This window comes from Saccharopolyspora sp. NPDC050389, from assembly GCF_040655595.1.
Classification (GTDB): Bacteria; Actinomycetota; Actinomycetes; order Mycobacteriales; family Pseudonocardiaceae; genus Saccharopolyspora.
The window spans coordinates 116,077-138,899 of the sequence record NZ_JBFAKG010000013.1 but is presented as its reverse complement, the minus strand read 5'-3'; the positions used below and the strand labels follow the sequence as shown (position 1 = coordinate 138,899).

The window sequence follows — 22,823 nt, the reverse complement described above, 5'->3', positions numbered from 1 at the left end:
CGACACCATCTCAGATGTTCGGAACCGATTCGTTGCCGGCCGCGTCGCCACGATAGGTAATGTTGCGTTCGGGAGTGGGGCTATGACGGAAGATGGCAAGCCAGTGGCAGACGACGACCGGCCGCAGTGGGGCGGGGGGAACCCGCCGGGCACGCCGGAACAACCGACGGAGCCGGTGCCGCCCGAGGCGGCGGGGCGCGGTCGGATCCGGCACCAGGACGAGAGCACGACTCCGCGCGAGCCGACGCTGGCCGAGCAGCGCGCCCGCATCGCCGCGGAGAAGCGCCGCGAGGAGCAGCACTGGGCCGAGCTCGCGGCGGCGGAGGCGAAGACGAAGAAGCGGCGCCGCATCATGATCGGCGGCGGCGCGACGGTCGGCGTCGTGGCCTTGGTGGCCGCGATGTACACGGCGTCCGAGATCAGCAACGAGGCCAACGCCTCCCAGGAGTACTGCGCCACGGACCAGTCCGGCCAGCCCGGCACCCGTGATCAGGACCAGTTCTGCGACGAGAACTACGTGAACACCCACCAGGGCTACCACAACGGCGGGATGTTCTTCATGCCGATCTTCCTGCCCGGTGGCGGGATCGGAGGCTACAACTCCTACCGCTACGCCTACACGCCGGCCGGTGTGTCGGCGCCGCCGGTCGGCTCGCCTGCGTCCGGATCGTCCTTCACCAAGCCGTCCGGCTCGACGATCAAGGACTCCAGCGGCAAGACCATCCAGCGCGGTGGGTTCGGCATCAACAACAAGAGCGGCAGTAGCGGGAGCTGACGAGTGCGGCGCAGGACCACGGCACGACGACCGGACTGGCAGGCCAAGGTCGAGGAGCTCGGGCTCGTCTTCGGCACGCCCGCGCGCGCGGCTGACGGCACGGCGCGGCCCTACTGGGACGAGAGCGCGCACTACGAGTTCAGCCTCGACGAGGTGCTGTCGCTGGAGGCGGACGTCGAGCTGCTGCACTCGATGTGCCTGGACGCCGTAGACCACGTCATCCTCACCGAGCGCTACAAGGACTTCGGCATCCCGGAGTGGGTCTGGCCGCACATCGCCGACTCCTGGAAGCGGCACGATCCGCACCTGTACGGCCGATTCGATCTGCGCTACGACGGCACCGGCCCGGCGAAGCTGCTGGAGTACAACGCCGACACCCCGACGTCGCTGCTGGAGGCGGCGGTCGTGCAGTGGCACTGGCTGACCGAGTGCCACGAGGGCGACGACCAGTGGAACTCCATCCACGAGAAGCTCGTCGAGCGCTGGGGCGAGATCACCGAGCAGCTGGCCACCAACGAGGTGCACTTCACCTGGTCGTCCGCCGATGTCAGCGGCGAGGACAACATCACCGCGGCCTACCTGCAGGAGACCGCCGCGGAGGCCGGGCTGGACACCGTGGGCCTGCCCATCGAGGAGATCGGCTGGGACAGCCTGCTGGAGCGCTTCGTCGATCTGGAAGAAGCGCCGATGAACTCCGTCGTCAAGATCTACCCCTGGGAGTGGATGGTCGACGAGGACTTCGGCAAGCACGCCGTCAAGACGCTGCCGGCCACGCAGTGGGTCGAACCGCTGTGGAAGATGCTGCTGTCCAACAAGGCGCTGCTGGCGATCCTGTGGGAGATGCACCCGGGGCACCCGAACCTGCTGCCCACGTTCCTGGACCAGCCCGGGCTGCTGACGGAGTACGTGCGCAAGCCCCGCCTGGGCCGCGAGGGCAACAACATCCAGGTCGTCGCGCCGGGCTGGGAGACCGAGACGGGCGGCGTGTACGGCGAGGAGGGTTACGTCTACCAGGCGTTCGACCCGCTGCCGGAGTTCGACGGGATGCGCCCGGCCCTCGGTGCCTGGATCGTCGGGGACTCCTCGGCGGGCCTGGGCATCCGAGAGACGGCGGGCCTGATCACCGACGACGGGGCGGCCTTCGTCCCGCACCGGATCCCCGGCACCGCCTGACCTCACCCAGAGGATGCGCAATTTCTCGTGAAATTGCGCTGCCCCAGGGTGACGGCTGGCGTCACCCTCCGCAGTTGCCTCGTGCCTTGCCCTGGGGAGATGCCAATTTCGCGAGAATTTGACCGTCACCCGGGTGAATGCCAATTTCTCGTGAAATTGCGTCCGAACCCACCCCGCGCGCTTGGGGAGGTTCGGTGTGCGGCTACGCTGACCAGCTGTGATCGACCTGAAGACGCTACGCGATGATCCGGAAGCGGTGCGCGCTTCGCAGCGCGCGCGAGGAGAAGACGCGTCCCTGGTGGACGCGCTGCTGTCCGCCGCCGAGCGTCGCAGGTCCGCGGTGTCCCGGGCGGACAACCTGCGCGCGGAGCAGAAGCAGCTGGGCAAGCAGGTCGGCAAGGCCAAGGGCGAGGAGCGCGACGCCCTGCTGGCCCGGGCCAAGGAGCTCGCCGCCCAGGTCAAGGAGGCCGAGGCGGAGCAGTCGGCCTCCGACGAGGAGCTGCTGCGGGCGCAGAAGGCCGTCTCCAACATCGTCGAGCCCGACGTGCCGCCGGGCGGCGAGGACGACTACGCCGTGCTCAAGCACGTCGGCGTGCCGCGGGAATTCGACTTCGAGGTCAAGGACCACGTCGAGCTGGGCACCGCGCTCGGCGCCTTCGACATGGAGCGCGGCGCGAAGGTCGCCGGCGCCCGGTTCTACTTCCTGACCGGTATCGGCGCGCAGCTGGAGCTGGCGCTGCTGAACATGGCCGCCGCGCAGGCCGCCGCCGCCGATTTCACGCTGGTCGTGCCGCCGGTGCTGGTGCGCCCGGAGATCATGGAGGGCACCGGGTTCCTCGGCGCGCACTCCACCGAGGTTTACCGGCTGGAGGAGGACGACCTCTACCTGGTCGGCACCTCCGAGGTCCCGCTGGCGGGCTACCACGCGGGCGAGATCGTCGACCTCGCCGCCGGGCCGCTGCGCTACGCGGGCTGGTCGACGTGCTTCCGCAGGGAGGCCGGTTCCTACGGCCGGGACACCCGCGGCATCATCCGCGTGCACCAGTTCAACAAGCTGGAGATGTTCGTCTACTGCCGGGAGGACGAGGCCCGCGACGAGCACCAGCGGCTGCTGGCGTGGGAAGAGGAGATGCTCGCCAAGATCGAGGTGCCCTACCGGGTGATCGACACGGCGGCGGGGGACCTCGGCTCCAGCGCGGCCCGCAAGTTCGACTGCGAGGCGTGGGTGCCGAGCCAGCAGACGTACCGCGAGCTGACCTCGACGTCGAACTGCACCACGTTCCAGGCGCGGCGGCTGAACACCCGCTACCGCGACGAGGACGGCCGCCCGCAGATCGCCGCCACGCTCAACGGCACGCTGGCCACCACCCGCTGGATCGTCGCGATCCTGGAGAACCACCAGCAGCCGGACGGCTCGGTGCGGGTGCCGGAGGCGCTGCGCCCGTTCCTCGGCGGCCGCGAGGTCCTCGAACCCAAGTGATCGCCTGTTTCGCCAGGTGAGTGCCCGTGAGCGTTTTGGGGTGCCATCGCGCCCCAAAACGCTCACGGGCCTTGACCAGCAAGTTCAGGCCGCTTTGGTGATCTCCGCGGCGAGGCCGCGGTCCAGCGTCGCCCGCACCAGGGCGGCCGCCAGGCGGGCGAGCTCGTGCCCTTCGACGAGGCTCGCGAGCCGGTCCGGATCGGTCGGCAGGCCGAGCTTCTCCGCGCCCGCCAACGCCTTCTTGTCGAAGTACGGCCGGAGCTCGGGCCACACCAGCTGCACCTCGCGGCAGTAGATGTCCGCGCCCACCGGGCCGAGCCGGGGCAGCTCGGTGAGTTTCTCCTGCAGCACGTCGATGTCTCCGTCCGCCTTCGCGCGCATCCGCCGGAGATCCCCGTGGTACCGGTCGAGCAGCAGCTGCGCGCCCTTGCCGAGCGCCGTGGCGGTGCTCTCGTCGTACCGCGCGTAGTGCCCTCGGTCGAGCGCGTCGACCCGCTGGTGCCAGGTCGCGTCGAACATCTTCTGCGGCGTCCCGAACTCCGCGAGTTCCCGCGCGGCCGACACCGCCAGCTCGGCCTTGATCCGGGTGGACATCAGCACCGCCAGCACCAGCAGCCGGTACAGCGGGGCGGGCTTGTTCGCCAGCGAGATCCCGGCCTGGGCGGCATAGGTGGTGCCCGCCTCGTCCAGCAGGCATTGCACGACGTTCTTCGCCGACATCGTCACCACCTCCTGCCGCGCAAGGCCTACCCGGCGGCCGCCGGGGGCACACCTGCGATCACGGCGAACCCGCGGCACCCGACCTATGGTGGGGGCGTGTCGGACACCCCTGCGCAGGCCCTCGCACTGGCCGGTCTCGGCGACCGGATCCGCCGGTTGCGGGCGGCGCGCGGGCTGGACCAGGCGGATCTGGCGGAGCGGGCCGGGCTGGACGTCGCGCTGCTGGTGAACGTGGAGCGCGGCGACGCGACGCCGTCCCTGGACGTGCTGGCGCAGCTGGCGACCGCGCTGGGAGTCGGGCTGTCCGAGCTGTTCACCGACAACAAGCCGGGGCCGGCCGTGATGGTGTTGCGCGACGACGAGGCGCCGACGGTCGACACCGACGGCATGGCACTTCAGGTGCTGACGCCGCGCGCGGTGATCCCCGGGCTCTACGCCGCCCGTTACCGGATTTCGCCGTCCAGCGAGGGAGTGCGGCCGGTTCGGCACGAGGGGCACGACTGGCTCTACGTGCTCAGCGGGCAGCTGCACGTCGAGTTCGACCAGGGGACCACGACCTTGCGGGCCGGCGACAGCGTCAGCTTCAGCGCCCGCGTTCCGCACCGGCTCTCGGCGCTCGGCGGCGAACCTGCGGAGTTCCTCGCGGTCGGGGCGACGCTGCAGGTGTCGCCCCGCGGCGAGGCCTGATCACTCCGGCCAGATCTCCTTGACCTCGGCGATGTTGTCGTTCGAGTCGACCTTGAACTCGGCGTAGAAGGTCGTCGCTTCTTCTGCTCTGGTTCGGGATCCGGTGGTCTGCTGGCTCTGCTCGGTGCCCGCCGCGGGCTGCGGCGCCGCTGCCGTGCCGCCCGGCGTCTGCCCGCAGCCCGCGGTGACCAGCGCGGTCAACGCGAGCGCGGCGAACGGCAGAACGGCGAATCGGCGGGAGCGTCCCCGTGCAGTGCTTTGCATGCTCCGTGAGGTGCATCGGAGCGTGCTCGAGTTGTTGCGGGAAGATCACAGTTCGGGGAGGACCTCCGAGGCGATCTCCTCGACGGTGGATTCCTTGCCCGCGTAGGGCTCGTCGGCCCGCGGCCAATGCGTGATGACGTCGGTGAAACCGAGCTCCGCGGCCCGGCCGACCACGTCCCGGAAGTGCTCCACACTGGACATCGAATACACCGGCGCGGCGTCCACCTGAAGGTACTTGTCGACCTTCGCGGGATCCCGGCCCTGCTCGGCGAGCACCTCGGCGAACCGCAGCGACAGCTCGGCGACCGACCGCCACCAGGCCTCCGGGTCGTCGGCCTGCCGCCCGGTGGTCACCCAGCCCTGGCCGTACCGGGCCACCAGCCGCATCGACCGCGGCCCGTTGGCGGCGATCACGAACGGCATCCGGGGCAGCTGCACGCAGCCGGGCGCCCGGTGCGCCTGGACGGCCGTGTAGTACTCCCCGGAGTGGTCGGTGCAGTCGCGGGTGAGGATCTGGTCGAGCAGCTCGACGAACTCGGTGAACCGGTCGACGCGCTGCCCGGCGGTCAGCTCCGCGTGCCCCAGCACGTGCGCGTCGAAGCCGGTGCCGCCGGCGCCGATGCCGAGCGTGATGCGGCCGTCGGCGATGTCGTCCAGCGCGGTCAGCTCCCGCGCGAAGTGCGCGGGGTGCCGGAAGTTCGGCGACGCGACCAGGGTGCCCAGCCGGATCGTCGAGGTGACCGTGGCGGCCGCGGTCAGCGTCGGGACCGCGTCGAACCACGGCTTGTCCACAAGGGACCGCCAACCGAGGTGGTCGTAGGTCCAGGCGTGGGCGAAGCCGTACTCCTCGGCCATCCGCCACAGCGGCTCGGCGGCCCACCACCGGTGTTCGGGCAAAATCACGATCCCAACTCGCACGCCGTCGACCGTACTGGTACGGCCGCCCCCTTATCGACCCGATCAGGTGATGCGAAAACGTGGCCCGGGTCGCGGCGGCGGGTCCTCGGCTCCCGGGCGACCACCGGGACCAGGCAGGATGGCGGCGTGCGCAAACCTGGCCTGGTGGCATCGGACGTGGACGGAACCCTGCTCGACCCGATGGAGCGGGTGAGCTCGCGAACCGCGCGGACGGTGCAGCGGGTGGTGGCGTCGGGAACGCCGTTCGTGCTGGTCACCGGGCGTCCGCCGCGTTGGATGCCGACGGTGGTCGAGGGGCTGGGCGTGTCCGGGGTGGCGGTGTGCGCGAACGGCGCGGTGCTCTACGACACGGCCGCCGATCGGGTGTTGCAGAGCCATGTGATCGACCCGATGCTGCTGCACGACGTGGTCCGCGAGCTGCGGCACGAGCTGCCCGGTTGCGCCTTCGCGGTGGAGCGGACCACCGACGGGGCGCGGGACCGGCTGCACGAGCAGTTCCTCGCCGAGGTGGGTTTCCGCCAGGCGTGGCCGAATTCGGACATCCGGGTGGCCGGCACCGACGAGCTGACCGGCAAGCCGGCGGTGAAGCTGCTGGTCCTGCACGAGCACATGACGAGCGCGGAGATGGCCGCGGCGGCCGGCGAGGTGCTGGGCTCGCAGCTGCAGCTGACCTACTCGACCACGGCGGGGCTGATCGAGCTGTCGGCGGCGGGCGTGGACAAGGCGACCGGGCTGGCGGCGGTCGCCGAGGAGCTCGGCGTGGCCCAGGCGGACGTGATCGCCTTCGGCGACATGCCGAACGACGTGCCGATGCTGAAGTGGGCGGGACACGGCGTGGCGATGCGAAACGCCCACTCCGCGGCACTGGCGGCCGCCGACGAGGTCACCACCGCCACCAACGCCGAAGACGGCGTCGCCGAACTCCTGACCCGCTGGTGGTGACCACGGCTTTGGAGCGGTGGTCGCGGAGTCACGGCCGGTTGTCGCGTTGCAGGGTTGTCGCGCGGGCGCGGATCTCGTCGAGCTGCTCGTAGCCTCGCTGGCCCGGGCAGGCCGTCTTGCTGACGTCGCGGTGACCGAAGATCGTCGGCAGCGGGACCGCCGCGCCGGGCGGGAAGTGCGAGTTGTCGGCGGGCCCCGCGATCAGCTCGGTGCGGCCGTCCGCGGGCACCCTGGCGGTGCCCAGCTTCCACGCGCTGATCGCCGCGACCGACTCGACGGTGTCGCGGGACGGCACGACGCGGTCGTAGTTGCCCATCATCGACACGCCGAACGTGCCGTGGTTGAAGCCCCTCGCGTGGCCGCCGACGATGTCGTCGCGCAGCCCGCCGACGCGGCCCTCGAAGATCGTGCCGCACTTGTCGACCAGGGCGTGGTAGCCGATGTCGCCCCACTTCAGCTCGACGGCGTGGTAGCGGTAGATCGCCCGCACGATGTCGGCCGACTCGCGGCAGCGGTAGTCGTTGGTCCCGGCGGTGTGGTGCACCGCGACGGCCTTGGTCTCGGTGGGCTCCGGCGGCCAGGTCATCTGGCTCTCGTCGGCGCCCCACTGCGCACGGCCGACGACCGGCGGCTGGCCGGGAGCGCTCGATCGAGGTGCCGCGGCCGGTGCGGTGCCCGGGTCGATCGCGACGAGTTCCAAATCACCGGTCACGTCGACTCCGCCGCGGCTGGCCCGCACCTGCGCGGTGTCGGTGCGGCCGGTCCACAGCGGTTCGCTGCCCTGCTGGGTGCCGCGCTCCGGCGCCGAGTCGATCGGCTCCAGCGCCGTCCACGGGCTCCAGCCGGAGCCGGTCCGGGTGCGCACCTCGATGTGCTCCGGTGCCTGCCCGCGCCAGGTGAGCCCGACCAGGTCGAAAGCGCTGTCGGAATGCACCTCTCGCGTCGCGTCGCGGGTCAGCGTCGCGTCGCGCAACGCGATTCGGGTGCTGGTGGTCTCGGGAGGCTCCGCCGCGGCGGCGGCGGGCAGTGCGGTGGAGGCGAGCAGCAGGGCGACCGGGACGCTCAACCGGAGACGCATGGGCGATACCTCGCTTCCGTGCGGCGATCGGGGCTGTGCGAGGCGAGTATGCGTGGGGCGGGGATCATCCGCCGTCCAACTGCTCTGGACGAGTGACCACCTAAGTCGTCCCCTTTGGACGGATCCGCGAACGAATGCCCGTGAGCGGTTTGGGGCGCTATGGCACCCCAAACCGCTCACGGGTCATGACCAGCGGAAACACGTCAGCGGCGGTCGTGTGCCGGGATCTGCCCCGGCTCCGGGATGCCGACGCCGGGTCGGAAGCGGACGTAGGCGACTGCCGCGGCGACCAGGAAGCCGATGCCGATCAGCGTGTACGCGTTGCCGACGATCTGCTGCGAGAACGTCCAGTCCAGCTCGCGGTCCTCGGTGTTCGGCAGATACCACTGCGGCCCGACGAGCACCGTCAACGAGCACAGCCCGACCGCGAACAGCACGCCGTACCAGCGGTGCCGCAGCGACATCGCGAACAGCAGCGCCAGCGTCGGCCCGGCCCACACCCAGTGGTGCGACCAGGAGATCGGCGACACCAGCAGCACCAGCACGGCGTTGAGCATCAGCGCCAGCGGCACGTTGGCCATCCGCAGCGCGTACCGCATGCCGAGCACCGCCACCACGAGCAGTAGCACCGAACCGAGCAGCCACAGCGCGTTCAGCTGGAACCCGGTCAGCGACTGCTTCGCCAGCAAGCTCCGCAGCGTGAGGTTGCCTGCGTAGACGGTGCCGAAGGAGTCCCCTGTGGACAGCATCTTGTCCAGCCACCAGTCCGCCGAGTCCTTCGGCGCGGCGACCCACCCGATCAGCACGGTGGCGGCGAAGGTGATGCCGGTCACGGCCATCGCCCGGTAGTCCCGGCGCAGCAGGAACAGCAGCAGGAAGCCCAGCGGCGTCAGCTTGATCGCCGCCGCGATGCCCACCAGCAGCCCGCGCGGCCACCGGGTGCGCGGCAGCAGGCAGTCGGCCGCGACCAGCGCCATCAGCACCAGGTTGATCTGCCCGTAGTTGATCGTCTCGCGAGAAGGCTCGATCAGCGTGAGCCACGGCATGAGCACCGCGGTGGCCACCGCGACCTGCCCGGCGCGCGGCGCGAGGTAGCTGGACGAGCGGGCCAGCGAGTAGGCCGTGACGAGGATCGCGACGTGCGACAGCACCGCCACCAGCACCACCGCGCCGTCCACCGACAACCAGGTCAGCGGGATGAACAGCAGCGCCGCGAACGGCGGGTAGATGAACGGCAGCGTGCCGTAGTCCGGCGATTCCGGCGTCAGGTCGTTGCCGTACACCTCGTAACCGTTCAGCCACGCGCGGGCACCGAGCCGGTAGATCTCGGTGTCCATGTAGCCGCGGGTGTCGATCCAGTGCACGAACCAGATCGCGAGGATCTCGACGAGAACCGCCGCGACCAGCAGGAACCGCCCATCACGTGCACGTGCCAAAACCGATGCTCACCGCCCTGGATTGCGGCGCGGCGCACCCGCGTCGCGCCGGACGCGATGCTATCGAAGGCACGACACGCCGGCCGGGTCGCCTGACGGGTAATAACATTCGGGAATAGCTGCGAACGGTACTGTCGGAATCACCCGCTGTTGCAGCAAATGCCTGATCAAGGGCGGAAATGCGGCTGGCTGAGGCGATATCGATACGCGGCGTAGCCATGCGTAGCCTGGAACGTCAACGCGGTTTCGGGCCGGTGGTTCGCCCCCGCTACCCTCGACGGCTGTGAGCTTCGCAGGCTATGACCTGATCGTTGTTGGTTCCGGATTCTTCGGCCTCACGATCGCAGAGCGCGCCGCCACCCAGCTGGACAAGCGGGTGCTGGTGCTGGACCGACGTGACCACATCGGCGGCAACGCCTACTCGGAGGCGGAGCCCGAAACGGGTATCGAGGTGCACCGCTACGGCGCCCACCTCTTCCACACCTCGAACAAACGCGTGTGGGACTACGTGAACCAGTTCACCGAGTTCACGGATTATCAGCACCGGGTGTTCACCAAGTACCAGGGGCAGATTTACTCGTTCCCGATGAACTTGGGCCTGTTGTCCCAGTTCTTCGGTCGCGCGTTCACCCCGGACGAGGCCAAGGCGCTGGTCGCCGAGCAGGCGTCCGAGATCGACACCGCGGACGCGCAGAACCTGGAGGAGAAGGCCATCTCGCTGATCGGCCGCCCGCTGTACGAGGCATTCGTGCGCGGGTACACGGCCAAGCAGTGGCAGACCGACCCCAAGGAACTGCCCGCCGCGATCATCAGCCGGCTGCCGGTCCGCTACAACTTCAACAACCGGTACTTCAACGACAGCTACGAGGGCCTGCCGGTCGACGGCTACACGGCCTGGCTGCAGAAGATGGCCGACCACCCGAACATCGAGACCCGGCTGAGCACCGACTTCTTCGACGTGCGCGCCGAGCTGCCCGCCGACGTGCCGGTCGTCTACACCGGCCCGCTGGACCGCTACTTCGACTTCGTCGAGGGCGAGCTGGGCTGGCGCACCCTGGACTTCGAGACCGAGGTCGTCGAGACCGGCGACTTCCAGGGCACGTCGGTGATGAACTACGCCGACGAGGACGTCGCGTACACCCGGATCCACGAGTTCCGGCACTTCCACCCGGAGCGCGACTACTACCCGAAGGACAAGACGGTCGTCGTCCGCGAGTACTCGCGGTCCGCGGAGAGCGGCGACGAGCCGTACTACCCGATCAACACCCCGGAGGACCGGCAGAAGCTGGAGGCCTACCGCGAACTGGCCAAGAAGGAGGCCAAGGAGCGCAAGGTCGTCTTCGGCGGACGGCTCGGGACTTACAAGTACCTGGACATGCACATGGCCATCGGTTCGGCGCTGAGCATGTTCGACAACAAGATCGCCCCGTACTTCACCGAGGGGCGCTCGCTGGACGGCTCGCTGGAGGACTGACGTGACCGACCGGACCCCTCGAGAGGACCATGCCGCCGCCGCGGGCGAGAGCAAGCTCAGCGACGTGACGTCGATGCGCACCGGAACCGCCGACGTGGCGCCCGAGCAGGTGCTGCAGCGCGTCGTGTTCCCGCGCGGCGAGGACCCACTGGACGTGCGCCCGCTGTACATCGACGAGCCCACGGCGCTGAACAGCTCCGCGACCGTCGTGTCGCGGCGCCGCCTGCTGGTGCCCGCGAACAGCAAGATCTCCCTGGCCTCCTACTTCAACGCGTTCCCGGCCAGTTACTGGAAGCGTTGGACCAAGGTCGACGAGGTCGTGCTGCGGCTGAAGGTCAAGGGGGCCGGTCGGCTCGACGTCTACCGCTCGAAGGCCAACGGCGACAGCGTCCACCTGCAGGGCAGCCCGGTCGACAGCCCGGACTGGACGTCGCTGGAGTTCCGGGTGGCGCTGACGCCGTTCGAGGACGGCGGCTGGATCTGGTTCGACCTGTTCACCAACGACGCCCCGCTGGAGATCGACGAGGCGGCGTGGACCACCGACGTGCCGCTGCCCAAGCAGAAGGTGCTGATCGGCACCACCACGATCCGGCCCGCCGACTGCGTGCTCGCGCTGCAGACGCTGGGCGAGGACCCGCAGGTGATGGCGGTCGTGGAGCGGGTCGTGGTGGCCGACCAGGGCCCGCAGAAGATCCGCGACACCGAGGGCTTCGACGAGGCCGCCCGGCGGATCGGCGACAAGCTGCACGTCATCGAGCAGGACAACCTCGGCGGCTCCGGCGGCTTCACCCGGGTCATGTACGAGGGCATCCACAACTCGGACGCCGAGCAGGTCATGGTCATCGACGACGACATCGCGCTGGAGCCGGACGGCGTGCTGCGCGCGAACGCGTTCGCACGCGCGGCGTCGAACCCGGTGATCGTCGGTGGTCAGATGCTCAACCTGCAGGCCCGCTCGCGGCTGCACACCATGGGTGAGGTCGTCGACCTCGCGCAGGGCATCTGGCGGGCCGCGCCGGGCGCGGTCACCGACCACGACTTCGCCAAGAAGACGCTGCGCAAGACGGCCAAGCTGCACCAGCGCATCCACTCCACCTACAACGGCTGGTGGATGTGCCTGTTCCCGCGCGAGGTCATCGAGCGCACCGGGCTGCCGCTGCCGCTGTTCATCAAGCACGACGACTCCGAGTACTCGCTGCGCGCGGGCGGACACGGGTTCCCGACGGTGACGCTGCCGGGCGCGGCGATCTGGCACATGCCGTGGACCGACAAGAACGACGCCACGGACTGGACCGCGTACTTCCACACCCGCAACCGGCTGATCCTGGCCGCGCTGCACAGCCCGGACGAAGTCAAGAACAACATCGTCAAGCAGGGCCTCAAGCTCACGCTGCGGCACCTGCTGTCGATGGAGTACTCCACGGTCGCGGTGCAGCAGAAGGCGATCGAGGACTTCATGGCGGGCCCGGAAGGGCTGTTCGAGACGCTGCGCACGGCGTTGCCGGAGGTCCGCGAGCTGCGCAAGGACTACGACGACGCCAAGACGCTGCCGTCGGCCCGCGAGTTCCCGCCGCCGTCGGCGGACCCGATCATGGCCGAGGGCCTGCTCAAGCCGCCGGTGAACCCGGCGGTGATCGCGGCCCGCGCGTCCAAGGCGCTGCTGCACAACCTCAAGGAGCCGACGAAGTCGGCCACCGACAGGCCCCAGCTGAACGTGCCGGCCGCCGCCGCCCGGTGGTTCCTGCTGGGCAACCTGGACAGCGCGACCGTGTCGAACGCCGACGGAAGTGGCGTGGCGTTCCGGCGCCGCGACCCGGAGGAGTTCCGCCGGCTCGGCATGCGCGCGCTGGCGAACTACAAGCGACTGGCGCAGGAGTGGGGCCGGCTGCGGTCGGCCTACCGCGCCGCGCTGCCCGAGCTGACCAGTGCGGAGTCTTGGAAACAGGTCTTCGACAAGAAGTGACCCCGACTCACCCGGAGACGATGTGGCAGAGCTGACGACGGCGACCGCCCCCGAAGAACTCGCTGAAGAGGCATCGGCGGCGGTCACCCCCGAGACCGTCGCGCTGCGCAAGGTGCAGGGCGCGCTGGCGAAGCCGGCGGTGGTGAAGACCGCGCGGGCGATGTCGCTGTTCGGCGAGCACGCCGGCGGCTGGCTGGCCATCGGCGCGGTCGGCGCGCTGGTGGACCGCAAGCGCCGCGGCGAGTGGCTGACCGCCGCCGCCGGGGTCGCCGCCGCGCACGCGGCGTCGATCGCGGTGAAGCGGGTGGTGCGGCGCCGGCGGCCCGCCGATCCCGAGGTGCAGGTGCTGGTGGGCACGCCGAGCAAGCTGAGCTTCCCGTCCTCGCACGCGACGTCCACGACGGCCGCCGCGGTGCTCTACGGCGGGATGACGGGCAAGAAGCTGACCCCGGTGCTGGTGCCGCCGATGATGGTCAGCCGGCTTGTCCTGGGGGTTCATTATCCGAGCGATGTGGTCGCCGGTTCGGCGCTCGGCGGTGCCGTGGCGTGGGGCGTGCGGCGATTCATGAGACGGCGGAGGAACCGTGGCTGACAAGAACGAAACCGAGGTCGACACCGGGAAGACCGATGTCTCGGCCGAGGCCGACGCGGAAGGCAGCAACGGTGCCAACGTCGGCGACGCGGTGCTGACCGACACCGACGAGTCCGGTGCCGACAAGGTCGGTGCGGACGACGCGGACAAGGCAGGTGCCGACAAGGCCGCGAAGGCCAAGCTGGCCGAGGTCGAGGCGGACGCGGAAGGCACGATCGGCGCCGAGTTCGGCGACGAGGTGCTGGAGACCATGCCGGTGAAGTCCGACGACATCAAGGACAAGTCCTCGGACGCCTACCACGCGAAGGTGACCGCGAAGGCGGGCACCACGGCGGGCCTGGTCACCGGCCTGATCAAGGAACTGCGCCCCAAGCAGTGGGTGAAGAACGTCCTGGTGCTGGCCGTGCCGTTCGCGGCGGGCGAGATCCTCAACCCGGGCGTGCTGTGGCACTCGGTCGTCGCGTTCATCGTGTTCTCGATGGCGGCGTCCGGCATCTACTTCGTCAACGACGCGATCGACGTCGAGGCGGACCGGCAGCACCCGACCAAGCGGAACCGCCCGATCGCCGCCGGCCTGATTCCGGTGCCGATCGCGTACGTGGTGTGCGTGCTGCTGCTCGGCGGATCGCTGCTGATCTCGGCTGTGACCAGCATGCAGCTGTTCGCGGTGATGGCGGTCTACATCGCGGTGCAGCTGGGCTACTGCTTCGGCCTGAAGCACCAGCCGGTGATCGACCTGTGCATCGTGGCGTCCGGCTTCCTGCTGCGCGCCATCGCCGGTGGTGCCGCCGCGAACCTGGTCATCACGCAGTGGTTCTACCTGATCGTGGCGTTCGGCTCGCTGTTCATGGTGGCGGGCAAGCGCTACGCCGAGGTCAAGCTGGCGGCGGAGACCGGAGCGAAGATCCGCAAGTCGCTGAAGGCCTACTCGCCGTCGTACCTGCGGTTCGTGTGGGCGATCGCGGCGGCGATCACGATCATGTGCTACGCCCTGTGGGCGTACGCCATCCAGGAGGACGAGGCGTCCCGCTGGGGCCTGATCTCGATCATCCCGATGGTGATCGCGATCCTGCGGTACGCGGTGGACATCGACAAGGGCGTGGCCGGAGAGCCGGAGGAAGTGGTCCTGAAGGACAAGGTCCTGATGGTCCTCGGCGTGATCCTCGCCGGCTGCCTCTTCCTGGCGTTCTACCTGTAACAGGACGAACACAGCGGCGCCCCCGACCGAACCAGGTCGGGGGCGCCGCTGCATTTCGGTCCAACGCGCTGACCAGTACCGCTGTTGGGTGACAGCGCCACACTGGTCGAAGTCGACGGTGAAGGCGAAGGAGAACGGGATGCGTGCTGCAGTGCTGCCAGATCGTTTGCTGTCCTTGGACGATTGGGCCGCGCTTCCCGAGGATGACAGCCGCAGCGTCGAACTCGTCGAAGGAACTATTCGCGTCAGCCCCCGGCCGCAGCTCGACCACCAGTGGGCGCTGGGCGAGCTCGCCCGTCAACTGAGTGCCCAGCTACCAGCGCATCTGGCGGTGTTGACGGAAGTTGAAGTCGCGGTTTTCGAGGCATGGCCCGCGACTGTGAGAGTTCCCGATCTGGTTGTCGTCCCGGTCGAGAAGGTTCGCGAAGAGCCGGCGTTTTACCGCGCAGCGGACGTGCTGCTCGCCGTTGAAGTCCTTGCACCGGGATCCGTTGGGGTTGATCGGGTCGCCAAGTTCCACGAGTACCGGGAAGCCGGGATTGACGGCTACTGGATCGTCGACCTGAACAAGCCGGTCAGCATCGCGGCGTACAAGCTCTTGTGCGGCTACTACGTGCCTGCTGTCACCGAAAGTGCGACGACCATGCACTTTGAGACTCCGGTCCAGTTGACCGTTGATCCTGCCGCGTTGTTGCCGCGGTGAGGCGCGGGTTGTTCATTTGCTGATCACCCGGTGGGCAGTGTGCCTTCATCGTTCGGGGTGAGAGTTGGGGCGGTTCCCGAACGATGGAGGTCGTCTTGTCTGAACCCACCGGCGTCTCGCGGCGAAGCGTGCTGCTGGGCGGCACCCTGGCGGGTGCCGCCGCACTGTCCACTGTGGCCGTTTTGCCGGCGGCTGCGCAGCCGGGTGCAGGGGTGGCCCGGCGGGGCGAGGTCTTCGCACTGGGCGTCGCGTCCGGCGATCCCGCGCCCGACGGCGTCGTGCTGTGGACCCGCCTGGCGGTGAACCCGCTGGCCGAGGACGGCATGGGCGGCATGCCGAACCGGACCTTCCCGGTGCAGTGGGAGGTCGCCGAGGACGAGCGCTTCGGGCGCGTCGTGCAGCGCGGCGAGGCTCAGGCCGCGCCGGAGCTGGGGCACAGCGTGCACGTCGAGCTGTTCGGGCTGCGCCCGGACCGCGAGTACTTCTACCGCTTTCGTGCCGAGGGCTCGCTGTCGCCGACCGGCCGCACCCGCACCGCGCCGCTGCCGGGCGCGCTGACCAGCCTGTCGATGGCGTTCGCGTCCTGCTCGCAGTACGAGCACGGCTACTTCACCGCCTACCGGCACCTCGCCGAGGAGCACCCCGACCTGGTGCTGCACCTCGGCGACTACCAGTACGAGTACAAGGCCGGGGCCTACGTCGCGCCGGGCGGCAACCCGCGCGACCACGCCGGGCCGGAGACCGAGACGCTGGCCAACTACCGCCAGCGGCACGCCCAGTACAAGGCCGACCCGGATCTGCAGCAGGCGCACGCGGTGGCCCCGTGGGTCGTGGTGTGGGACGACCACGAGGTGGACAACAACTGGGCCGACGAGGTCTACGAGAAGCCGCAGATCCCGCAGCCGAACTTCCTGGAGCGCCGCAAGGCCGCCTTCCAGGCCTACTACGAGAACATGCCGTTGCGCCGCGCGCAGATCCCGCACGGCATCGACCTGCGGCTGCACCGCCGTGTCCAATGGGGACGGTTGGCGACGTTCCACATGCTCGACACCCGGCAGTACCGCGACGACCAGGTCGGCGGCGACAAGTTCCCGACCCAGGACCCGGCCCGGCTGGACCCGAAGCGCAGCCTCACCGGCGCGGAGCAGGAGCGCTGGCTGCTGCACGGCCTGCGCCGCTCCAACACCAAGTGGGACGTGCTCGGCCAGCAGGTCATGTTCGCCGAGATCGACTACCTCAACGGCGCGGAGAAGGCGTACAACCCGGACGCCTGGGACGGCTACGTCGGTTCGCGGAACCGCGTCATCAAGGGCTGGGAGCAGGCGCGGACCCGGAACCCCGTGGTGCTCACCGGTGACGTGCACACCAACTGGGCCAACGACATCCACGACGGCGACAAGATCGTCGGCACGGAGCTGACGACCACGTCGATCACCAGCGGCGGCGACGGCTCCCCGAACCTGACGGACAAGGAGAAGGGCTACCTGGCGGAGAACCCGCACGTTCGCCTGTACAACAACCAGCGCGGCTACATCCGGACGAAGTTCACGGCGGGAGAGCTGCGGGCGGACTACCGGGTGGTCCCGTACGTCTCGAAGCCGGGAGCCCCGGTGGAAACCCTGGCGTCGTTCGTGATCGAAGACGGCAAGCCGGGCCTCAACAAGGCCTGACCCGAAGGCGGCGTGCAGCCCGCCAGGACTGCGCGCCGCCTTCTACCCGCCCCGCTGGCTGCGTTGGGTGGCGGCGAGCGTGCCGAGCAGGGTGAGGGCTTCGCTGCTCGGCGAGCCCGCGTCGGCGTGGTACACGACGAGCTCCTGGCCGGGGCTGGATCGAACGTCGAAGGTTTGCATGGTCAGCGTCAGCGGTCCGACGTCGCGATGCTCGAAGCGCTTGCGCTCCAGCGCCTTGCCGCGTGCGTCGTGGCTGCTCCACAACTCGGCGAACTCGGGGCTCTCGTTCAGCAGCTCCCCGAGCACCTGCTGGATCCGCGGGTCGTCGGGAGCTTTGCCGTAGCCGAGGCGGAAGCCGGCGACGGAGTTGCGGGCGACGTCGTGCCAGTCCCGGTAGAACGTCCGTGCCGCCGCATCGGTGAACACGACGTGCATCAGGTTCCGCGAATGCGTCCAGTCGTGGAAGAGCGCGTCCGCGATCGCATTGGACGCCAGCACGTCGAAGGCCCGGTTGTAGACGATGGCCGGGTTGTTCGGCCAGGCGGACATCAGTGACAGCAGGCTCGGGTCGACGCGGTCGGGCACCGCAGCGACCCGATCGCGCGGGCTGAGCCCGGCCAGGCGGAACAGGTGCTGGCGGCCGTCTTCGCCGAGCCGGAGAGCGACGGCCAGGGCGTCGACGACCTGCGCCGAGGGCGTTCGTTCGCGTCCCTGCTCGAGGCGGATGTAGTAGTCGACGCTCACCCCTGCCAGCAGGGCGACTTCCTCGCGCCGCAGGCCGGGGACCCGGCGGGGCCCGGTGCTGGCGAGGTTCACCTCGTCCGGGCCGAGCTGCGCTCGCCGGTCGCTGAGGTAGGCGCCGAGTTCGGAACGTGCCACGCCAGCAGCGTAAATGCCCCGGCAGCCGATGTCCTGGGTGCAGCGCTCCCATGAAGACAGCGCCCTCCCGCCGGGGTGCCGCGCCATTCATCGTCGTGGCATGTCCCTCAACGAATCACAGGACCGCGACCTTGCCGGGCGCAAGGTCGTGCTCGTCACCGGCGCCAGCAGCGGGATCGGCGAGGCCATCGCGTCCCGCTTGCTCGGCCGAGGCCACCACGTGGTCGCGGGTGCGCGCCGAGAAGACCGGCTGCGGACGCTGGCCGGGTGCACCGAGCAGGCGGCCCGCAGTTCGGGCGGCAGCCTCCACCCGATGCGGCTGGACGTCACGGACCGGGCCGACGTCGAAGCGTTCGTCGCGCTGGCCCGCGAACGGTTCGGACGCATCGACGTCCTCGTCAACAACGCCGGCGTCATGCCGCTGTCGCGGCTGGACGGCCTGCTGGTCGACGAGTGGGACCGGATGATCGACGTCAACGTCCGCGGCCTCCTGCACGGGATCGCCGCAGCCCTGCCGCACTTCACCGCTCAAGGATCGGGCCATTTCGTGACGATCGCGAGCATCGGAGCTCACCAGGTCGTGCCCACCAGCGCCGTGTACTCCGGCACGAAGTACGCCGCCTGGGCGATCACCGAGGGCCTGCGCCAGGAGTCCGACCCCTCGATCCGGGTCACGACCATCTCCCCCGGGGTGGTCGCCTCCGAACTCGCGGACTCCATCACCGAGGACGGCGCGGCCGAGGCGATGCGCACCTACCGAGCGCACGCGATCGACCCGGACGCCATCGCCGGAGCCGTGTCGTACGCCCTGGACCAGCCGAGCGACGTCGACGTGAACGAGATCGTCGTGCGTCCGGCCCGGCAACGCTGACCATCCCATCCACAGCACGAGAAGGAACCCCATGACCACCGCTTTCCCCACCACTTGGGACCTCACCGGTCGCGTCGCGGTCATCACCGGAGCCGCTCGCGGTATCGGCCGCGCCACCGCCGCACTGCTGCGCGAGCGCGGCGCCTGCCTGGTCGTCACCGACCGCTCCGAGGCTGTCGAGGAGCTCGCCGCGGCCGACCCGGACCACGTGGCCGCGCTCGTCGGCGACGTCGCGGACGAGGAGCTCGCGCGAGAGACCATGCGGCTGGCCGCCGACCGGTTCGGGCGGCTCGACATCCTCGTCAACAACGCGGGCCGCACCCTGAACAAGCCGATCACCGAGACCACCGTCGAGGACTTCGAAGCGATCCTCCGCGTCAACGCGCGCGGCAACTTCGTGCAGGCGCGCGAGGCGTTCCGCGCGATGGAAGCCGGCGGCGGTGCCATCGTCTCGATCGCGTCGGTCTCGTCGGTCGTCGCTTTCGAGACCCAGACCGCTTACGCCGCATCGAAGGGAGCCTTGGCCCAGATGACACGCGTGCTCGCCATCGAGGGCGGCCGCAAGGGAATCCGCTCCAACGCCGTGCTCCCCGGGGTCATCGACACCGACATCATGGAGGGCGTCGTGGAGAACGGACGCGAGATGCTCGCCTCCTTCGGCGAAGCGCACCCGATCGGCCGGATCGGACGCCCCGAGGAAGTCGCCGAGACCGTCGCATTCCTCGTCTCCAACGCCGCGAGCTTCATCACCGGCGCGCTAGTCGCCGTAGACGGCGGATGGACCGCGCAGTGAGCCGCACCGGCGCGGGGGCAGTCGTTTCGCGGATGCCACCCGCGCTGGTGCCGATTTCTGGAGAAGTCGCGCTCAGCCGTGGTTGAGGCCGAGGCGGCGGGTTACTTCGTGGGCCATTGCTATCGCGTAGGACTGGCCTCGGTCTTGGGGGTAGATCTGGGACATCGTCGCCAGGGTCACTCCCGGCATCTTCGTGTGGTGGCCCGGGATCAGGGATCGGTACTGCGGCGTCACGATCGGCTGGGCGAAGCCCGCCTTGGAGAAGTGCCAGTCCAGGATCCAGGAGCGGTCGAAGTCCGGGTTCAGCTTCCGCAGCCACGGGATGTAGCGCTCCAGCAGTTCGGCCGGATCGGTGGTGAACCGCCAGTCGCCGCGCGGCACGTAGTTGCCGACGTAGACGACGTGCCGGCCGTCGTACTCGCTGCGGTCGACCATGTTCGTGTGCTCGACGACCGCCAGGAACGGGAACGAGGTGTCGTTGATGTTCAGCCAGTAGTGCGGGATGACGCTGCGGTCGCACTCCAGGACGAAGCAGGTCGCGCCGAGGTACTGGTTCTGCCACAGCACGTGGTCGGCTTCGATGTCCGCCGCCTTCGCGAACACCGGCTGCGGGACCGTCACGATCAGCCGGTCGAACTCGTAGCTGCTGCCGTCCCGGGCGCCCACCAGCACCGTCGCGCCGGGCTGGCGGATCGTCTCGACCGGCTTGCCGAACTCGACCTTCCCGCCGCGTTCGGTCACCGCGTCCAGCAACGCCCGGTACACGCGCTCGAAACCGCCGTGCACGTAACCGAGTTCGAAGGTGCGGTAGTGGATTCGCGCCCACAGCCAGGCCATCGAGATCTGCTCGGCGTGGGCGCCGAACTTGCCGGTCAGCAGCGGTTCCCAGATCTTCTCGGTGACCCGCGGCCCGGCCCAGCGGCGCATCCAGTCCAGCGCCCGCACCGAGTTGAACCGCTGTCCATTTCGGACGAACCTCAGCGCCGCCGAGGACGCCCCGAAGCGGAACCGGTCCAGCAGCGAGAACTTCGGGAACCGCAGCATCTCCTGCGGCGTGCCGAAGTCGTGCAGCTCCCCGTCGACGTACACGCCGGTGCTGGGCCGGTGGAACCGCAGCAGATGCCCGAGCCCGAGCTCCTCGACCAGCTCGATCATCGCCCGGTCGGTCCGGAAGCTGTGGTGGTAGAAGCGTTCCAGCGGCGTCCCGCCGACCTCGATCGACGCCGCCAGCCCGCCGAGCTCCGACGACGCCTCCAGCACCGTCACGTCGTGCCCGGCCTTCACCGCGTCGAACGCCGCGGTCAGCCCGGTCGCGCCCGCCCCGACGATGCCCACTCTCATCCGAAGCTCCACTTCTTGTTGATCGTGTACTGGAAGATCAGCACCAACGGCAGCGAACCGGCCTTCACCAGGTTCGGGTCGATGCCAAGCCAGCCGGAGAACACCTGCAGCAGCACGAACGTCAGGCCGATCCCGGCGACGCCGACGGCGTAGAACCGCAGGAACCGCACCGCGATCCGGTCCCGCTTGCGGAAGTTGAACAGCGTGTTGAGCACGAAGTTGTTGGTGATCCCGGCCGTCGTGCTGATCGCGTTCGCGAGCTGCTCGTGCAGGCCGGCCGCGTTGAACAGCAGCAGGAACAGCAGGTAGTCCAGCAGGACGCCGCTCGCGCCGATCACCGCGTACAGCAGCAGCGACCGGCTGATCAGCCGGTCGCGGGCCTCGACGTGCTCAGTCTTCGTCATGCGATATCACGTTCCGCACGATGTAGAGGGGGCGCTGCTGCACCTCGTGGTAGATCCGGCCGACGTAGCTGCCGATGACGCCCAGCGACAGCATCTGCAGCCCGCCGAGGAACAGCATCGCGACCATCAGCATGGTCCACCCCGAGACGGTGATCGAGGGGAAGAACAGCCGCAGCGTCACCGCGTAGACGATGCCGAGCATCGCCAGGACCAGCGTGATGAAGCCGATCCGGGTGATCAGCTTGAGCGGCACCGTGGAGAAGCTGGTGACGCCGTCGGCGGCCAGCCGCAGCATCTTGCGCATCGGGTACTTGGTCTCGCCCGCCACCCGCTCGTCGCGGTCGAACAGCACCTCCTGCTGCGCGAAGCCCATCGACGCGACCATGCCGCGGATGAACCGGCTGCGTTCCCGGAAGCCCCGCAGCTCCTCGGCGGCCCGCCGGTCGAGCAGCCGGAAGTCGCCGGTGTCCACCGGGATGTCCACCTCGGCGCAGCGCCGCAGCACCCGGTAGTAGGTGTGCGCGGTGGCGCGCTTGAACGGCGTGTCGCGGCGGGTGCGGCGCCGGGCGGACACGATCTCCGCGCCGGCCCGCCACGCGTCGATCAGTTCCAGGCTGACCTGCGGCGGGTCCTGCAGGTCGGTGTCCATCACGATCACCGCGTCGCCGCCCGCGTGGTCCAGCCCGGCGGTGATGGCGATCTGGTGGCCGAAGTTGCGGGCGAAGTCCACCACCCGCACCCGCGGGTCGTTCTTGGCGATGTCCTGCAGGACGCCGAGCGAACCGTCCGCGGAGCCGTCGTTGACGTAGACGAACTCGTAGTCGAATTCGGCGCGGGTGGCGGTGGCCGCGGTGAGTTCCTCGTGGAACCGGCGGATTCCCGCGACCTCGTTGTAGACCGGCAGCACGTAGGAGATCAGCGGCGGCGCGCCCTCGCCGGTGGCTCTCCGCTGTTGTTGCGGGACCGGAACCCGGACCTGCTGGCGCATCGTGTCGGCCATGGTCACTCCCCTCGCCAACCCCACCGTGGAACAGGAACGCTCTGCGCGCCGGAGTCGTTGCCCGGCATCGGATAATCCACCCCGATCAGGTGGTCCCGTTCGGCGTAGTCGGGGGTTCTTCCGGCCTCCAGCGGCCCGATCGCGAGGTCCCGCGCCGCGGCGGAATGGCCGCCAGCCTGCCGGATCGAAGAGAAGATCGAGATCGCCACCGCTACCCCCACTGCTGCTGCGCTGATCACGGTGCGAAAACCGCCGCCAGGGTAACGGCTCCGATTCTGTCCGGCGCGCCGAAAAGACGCGCCCGATCGGGCGGTGTCGAGATCATTGGAGTGATCGTGATCGGTGGCTCAGGGGCCGTGGGGGGGGTGTTGGGGGCATTTGGGGGGAACAAAAGACGAGGGCACAGCACAGGGCCCCAAGACGACCGCCGAAGAGGTGTGAGCATCGGGGTTAACGGGAGGC

At 69.4% G+C, this 22,823-nt stretch carries 23 protein-coding genes; 13 read left to right on the top strand and 10 right to left on the bottom strand.

Features of this window, described 5'->3' with window-relative positions:
- Positions 1–82: 82 nt before the first annotated feature.
- From AB0I53_RS11345 to serS, 3 genes are all read left to right on the top strand, one after another.
- Positions 83–775 (top strand): hypothetical protein, encoded by a 693-nt coding sequence (locus AB0I53_RS11345; protein WP_358600078.1) that lies wholly within the window; start codon positions 83–85, stop codon positions 773–775.
- A 3-nt stretch (positions 776–778) separates the two neighbouring features.
- Complete coding sequence (locus tag AB0I53_RS11340; RefSeq protein WP_358600076.1) at positions 779–1,948, top strand: glutathionylspermidine synthase family protein; 1,170 nt, start codon at positions 779–781, stop codon at positions 1,946–1,948.
- Between the two features lie 217 nt (positions 1,949–2,165).
- Positions 2,166–3,428 carry a serine--tRNA ligase gene (serS, locus tag AB0I53_RS11335; protein ID WP_358600073.1) on the top strand — a complete coding sequence of 421 codons (1,263 nt, stop codon included), beginning with the start codon at positions 2,166–2,168 and terminating at the stop codon, positions 3,426–3,428.
- Between the two features lie 84 nt (positions 3,429–3,512).
- Here the strand turns inward: serS and AB0I53_RS11330 are convergent, their stop codons facing one another.
- Positions 3,513–4,148 carry an endonuclease gene (locus tag AB0I53_RS11330; protein ID WP_358600070.1) on the bottom strand — a complete coding sequence of 212 codons (636 nt, stop codon included), beginning with the start codon at positions 4,146–4,148 and terminating at the stop codon, positions 3,513–3,515.
- 96 nt (positions 4,149–4,244) lie between these two features.
- Between AB0I53_RS11330 and AB0I53_RS11325 the strand changes: the two genes are divergently transcribed.
- A complete protein-coding gene (locus AB0I53_RS11325; protein ID WP_358600067.1) occupies positions 4,245–4,835 on the top strand; it encodes an XRE family transcriptional regulator in 591 nt (196 codons plus the stop codon).
- Here the strand turns inward: AB0I53_RS11325 and AB0I53_RS11320 are convergent, their stop codons facing one another.
- On the bottom strand, positions 4,836–5,099 hold the full coding sequence (locus AB0I53_RS11320) for a hypothetical protein (protein WP_358600064.1): 264 nt from the start codon (positions 5,097–5,099) through the stop codon (positions 4,836–4,838).
- Positions 5,100–5,144: 45 nt separating this feature from the next.
- Positions 5,145–6,017 carry an LLM class flavin-dependent oxidoreductase gene (locus AB0I53_RS11315; RefSeq protein WP_358600061.1) on the bottom strand — a complete coding sequence of 291 codons (873 nt, stop codon included), beginning with the start codon at positions 6,015–6,017 and terminating at the stop codon, positions 5,145–5,147.
- A gap of 126 nt (positions 6,018–6,143) precedes the next feature.
- Here AB0I53_RS11315 and AB0I53_RS11310 point away from each other — a divergent pair, with 126 nt between their 5' ends.
- Positions 6,144–6,959 carry an HAD family hydrolase gene (locus AB0I53_RS11310; protein ID WP_358600058.1) on the top strand — a complete coding sequence of 272 codons (816 nt, stop codon included), beginning with the start codon at positions 6,144–6,146 and terminating at the stop codon, positions 6,957–6,959.
- 28 nt (positions 6,960–6,987) lie between these two features.
- Here AB0I53_RS11310 and AB0I53_RS11305 read toward each other — a convergent pair whose 3' ends face one another.
- Positions 6,988–8,037 (bottom strand): N-acetylmuramoyl-L-alanine amidase, encoded by a 1,050-nt coding sequence (locus tag AB0I53_RS11305; protein ID WP_358600056.1) that lies wholly within the window; start codon positions 8,035–8,037, stop codon positions 6,988–6,990.
- 203 nt (positions 8,038–8,240) lie between these two features.
- Positions 8,241–9,473, bottom strand: a complete 1,233-nt coding sequence (locus tag AB0I53_RS11300; protein ID WP_358600053.1) for a glycosyltransferase 87 family protein — start codon at positions 9,471–9,473, stop codon at positions 8,241–8,243.
- A gap of 283 nt (positions 9,474–9,756) precedes the next feature.
- Here AB0I53_RS11300 and glf point away from each other — a divergent pair, with 283 nt between their 5' ends.
- The 6 genes from glf to AB0I53_RS11270 all read left to right on the top strand — a co-directional run bounded on the left by glf (position 9,757) and on the right by AB0I53_RS11270 (position 17,073).
- Positions 9,757–10,947: a UDP-galactopyranose mutase gene (gene glf, locus AB0I53_RS11295; protein ID WP_358600050.1), complete on the top strand. Its 1,191-nt coding sequence runs from the start codon at positions 9,757–9,759 to the stop codon at positions 10,945–10,947.
- Between the two features lies 1 nt (position 10,948).
- Positions 10,949–12,910: a glycosyltransferase gene (locus AB0I53_RS11290; protein ID WP_358600047.1), complete on the top strand. Its 1,962-nt coding sequence runs from the start codon at positions 10,949–10,951 to the stop codon at positions 12,908–12,910.
- Between the two features lie 160 nt (positions 12,911–13,070).
- On the top strand, positions 13,071–13,502 hold the full coding sequence (locus AB0I53_RS11285; protein WP_328592434.1) for a phosphatase PAP2 family protein: 432 nt from the start codon (positions 13,071–13,073) through the stop codon (positions 13,500–13,502).
- Between the two features lie 250 nt (positions 13,503–13,752).
- On the top strand, positions 13,753–14,700 hold the full coding sequence (locus AB0I53_RS11280; RefSeq protein WP_358600119.1) for a decaprenyl-phosphate phosphoribosyltransferase: 948 nt from the start codon (positions 13,753–13,755) through the stop codon (positions 14,698–14,700).
- A 139-nt stretch (positions 14,701–14,839) separates the two neighbouring features.
- Positions 14,840–15,403 (top strand): Uma2 family endonuclease, encoded by a 564-nt coding sequence (locus tag AB0I53_RS11275; protein ID WP_358600044.1) that lies wholly within the window; start codon positions 14,840–14,842, stop codon positions 15,401–15,403.
- A 95-nt stretch (positions 15,404–15,498) separates the two neighbouring features.
- Entirely contained in the window at positions 15,499–17,073 is a 1,575-nt protein-coding gene (locus AB0I53_RS11270) for an alkaline phosphatase D family protein (RefSeq protein WP_358600042.1), read from the top strand.
- A gap of 42 nt (positions 17,074–17,115) precedes the next feature.
- On the opposite strand, the gene AB0I53_RS11265 is transcribed toward AB0I53_RS11270, so the two are convergent.
- Positions 17,116–17,952, bottom strand: a complete 837-nt coding sequence (locus AB0I53_RS11265) for a helix-turn-helix transcriptional regulator (RefSeq protein WP_358600039.1) — start codon at positions 17,950–17,952, stop codon at positions 17,116–17,118.
- A gap of 100 nt (positions 17,953–18,052) precedes the next feature.
- Here AB0I53_RS11265 and AB0I53_RS11260 point away from each other — a divergent pair, with 100 nt between their 5' ends.
- Positions 18,053–18,823, top strand: a complete 771-nt coding sequence (locus AB0I53_RS11260) for an SDR family oxidoreductase (protein ID WP_358600036.1) — start codon at positions 18,053–18,055, stop codon at positions 18,821–18,823.
- 31 nt (positions 18,824–18,854) lie between these two features.
- On the top strand, positions 18,855–19,616 hold the full coding sequence (locus AB0I53_RS11255; protein WP_358600033.1) for an SDR family oxidoreductase: 762 nt from the start codon (positions 18,855–18,857) through the stop codon (positions 19,614–19,616).
- 72 nt (positions 19,617–19,688) lie between these two features.
- On the opposite strand, the gene AB0I53_RS11250 is transcribed toward AB0I53_RS11255, so the two are convergent.
- Genes AB0I53_RS11250 through AB0I53_RS11235 form a run of 4 tightly spaced genes read right to left on the bottom strand, consistent with a single transcriptional unit; the run spans position 19,689 to position 22,570 of the window.
- The gene (locus AB0I53_RS11250) at positions 19,689–20,957 is read right to left on the bottom strand and encodes an NAD(P)/FAD-dependent oxidoreductase (protein WP_358600031.1); all 1,269 of its coding nucleotides are present in this window, start codon (positions 20,955–20,957) and stop codon (positions 19,689–19,691) included.
- On the bottom strand, positions 20,954–21,361 hold the full coding sequence (locus AB0I53_RS11245; protein ID WP_358600028.1) for a GtrA family protein: 408 nt from the start codon (positions 21,359–21,361) through the stop codon (positions 20,954–20,956). The genes AB0I53_RS11250 and AB0I53_RS11245 overlap by 4 nt, the downstream gene beginning before the upstream one ends.
- On the bottom strand, positions 21,348–22,361 hold the full coding sequence (locus AB0I53_RS11240) for a glycosyltransferase (protein ID WP_358600025.1): 1,014 nt from the start codon (positions 22,359–22,361) through the stop codon (positions 21,348–21,350). The genes AB0I53_RS11245 and AB0I53_RS11240 overlap by 14 nt, the downstream gene beginning before the upstream one ends.
- 2 nt (positions 22,362–22,363) lie before the next feature.
- Positions 22,364–22,570: a hypothetical protein gene (locus AB0I53_RS11235; protein WP_358600022.1), complete on the bottom strand. Its 207-nt coding sequence runs from the start codon at positions 22,568–22,570 to the stop codon at positions 22,364–22,366.
- Positions 22,571–22,823 lie beyond the last annotated feature (253 nt).

Excerpts from the sequence above, each read along its gene's own strand:
- AB0I53_RS11345 (WP_358600078.1), top strand. The coding sequence starts at position 83 with ATGACGGAAGATGGCAAGCCAGTGGCAGACGACGACCGGCCGCAGTGG.
- AB0I53_RS11330 (WP_358600070.1), bottom strand. The coding sequence starts at position 4,148 with ATGTCGGCGAAGAACGTCGTGCAATGCCTGCTGGACGAGGCGGGCACC.
- AB0I53_RS11320 (WP_358600064.1), bottom strand. The coding sequence starts at position 5,099 with ATGCAAAGCACTGCACGGGGACGCTCCCGCCGATTCGCCGTTCTGCCG.
- AB0I53_RS11305 (WP_358600056.1), bottom strand. The coding sequence starts at position 8,037 with ATGCGTCTCCGGTTGAGCGTCCCGGTCGCCCTGCTGCTCGCCTCCACC.
- AB0I53_RS11285 (WP_328592434.1), top strand. The coding sequence starts at position 13,071 with ATGTCGCTGTTCGGCGAGCACGCCGGCGGCTGGCTGGCCATCGGCGCG.
- AB0I53_RS11280 (WP_358600119.1), top strand. The coding sequence starts at position 13,753 with ATGCCGGTGAAGTCCGACGACATCAAGGACAAGTCCTCGGACGCCTAC.
- AB0I53_RS11275 (WP_358600044.1), top strand. The coding sequence starts at position 14,840 with ATGCGTGCTGCAGTGCTGCCAGATCGTTTGCTGTCCTTGGACGATTGG.
- AB0I53_RS11260 (WP_358600036.1), top strand. The coding sequence starts at position 18,053 with ATGTCCCTCAACGAATCACAGGACCGCGACCTTGCCGGGCGCAAGGTC.
- AB0I53_RS11255 (WP_358600033.1), top strand. The coding sequence starts at position 18,855 with ATGACCACCGCTTTCCCCACCACTTGGGACCTCACCGGTCGCGTCGCG.
- AB0I53_RS11250 (WP_358600031.1), bottom strand. The coding sequence starts at position 20,957 with ATGAGAGTGGGCATCGTCGGGGCGGGCGCGACCGGGCTGACCGCGGCG.
- AB0I53_RS11245 (WP_358600028.1), bottom strand. The coding sequence starts at position 21,361 with ATGACGAAGACTGAGCACGTCGAGGCCCGCGACCGGCTGATCAGCCGG.
- AB0I53_RS11240 (WP_358600025.1), bottom strand. The coding sequence starts at position 22,361 with ATGGCCGACACGATGCGCCAGCAGGTCCGGGTTCCGGTCCCGCAACAA.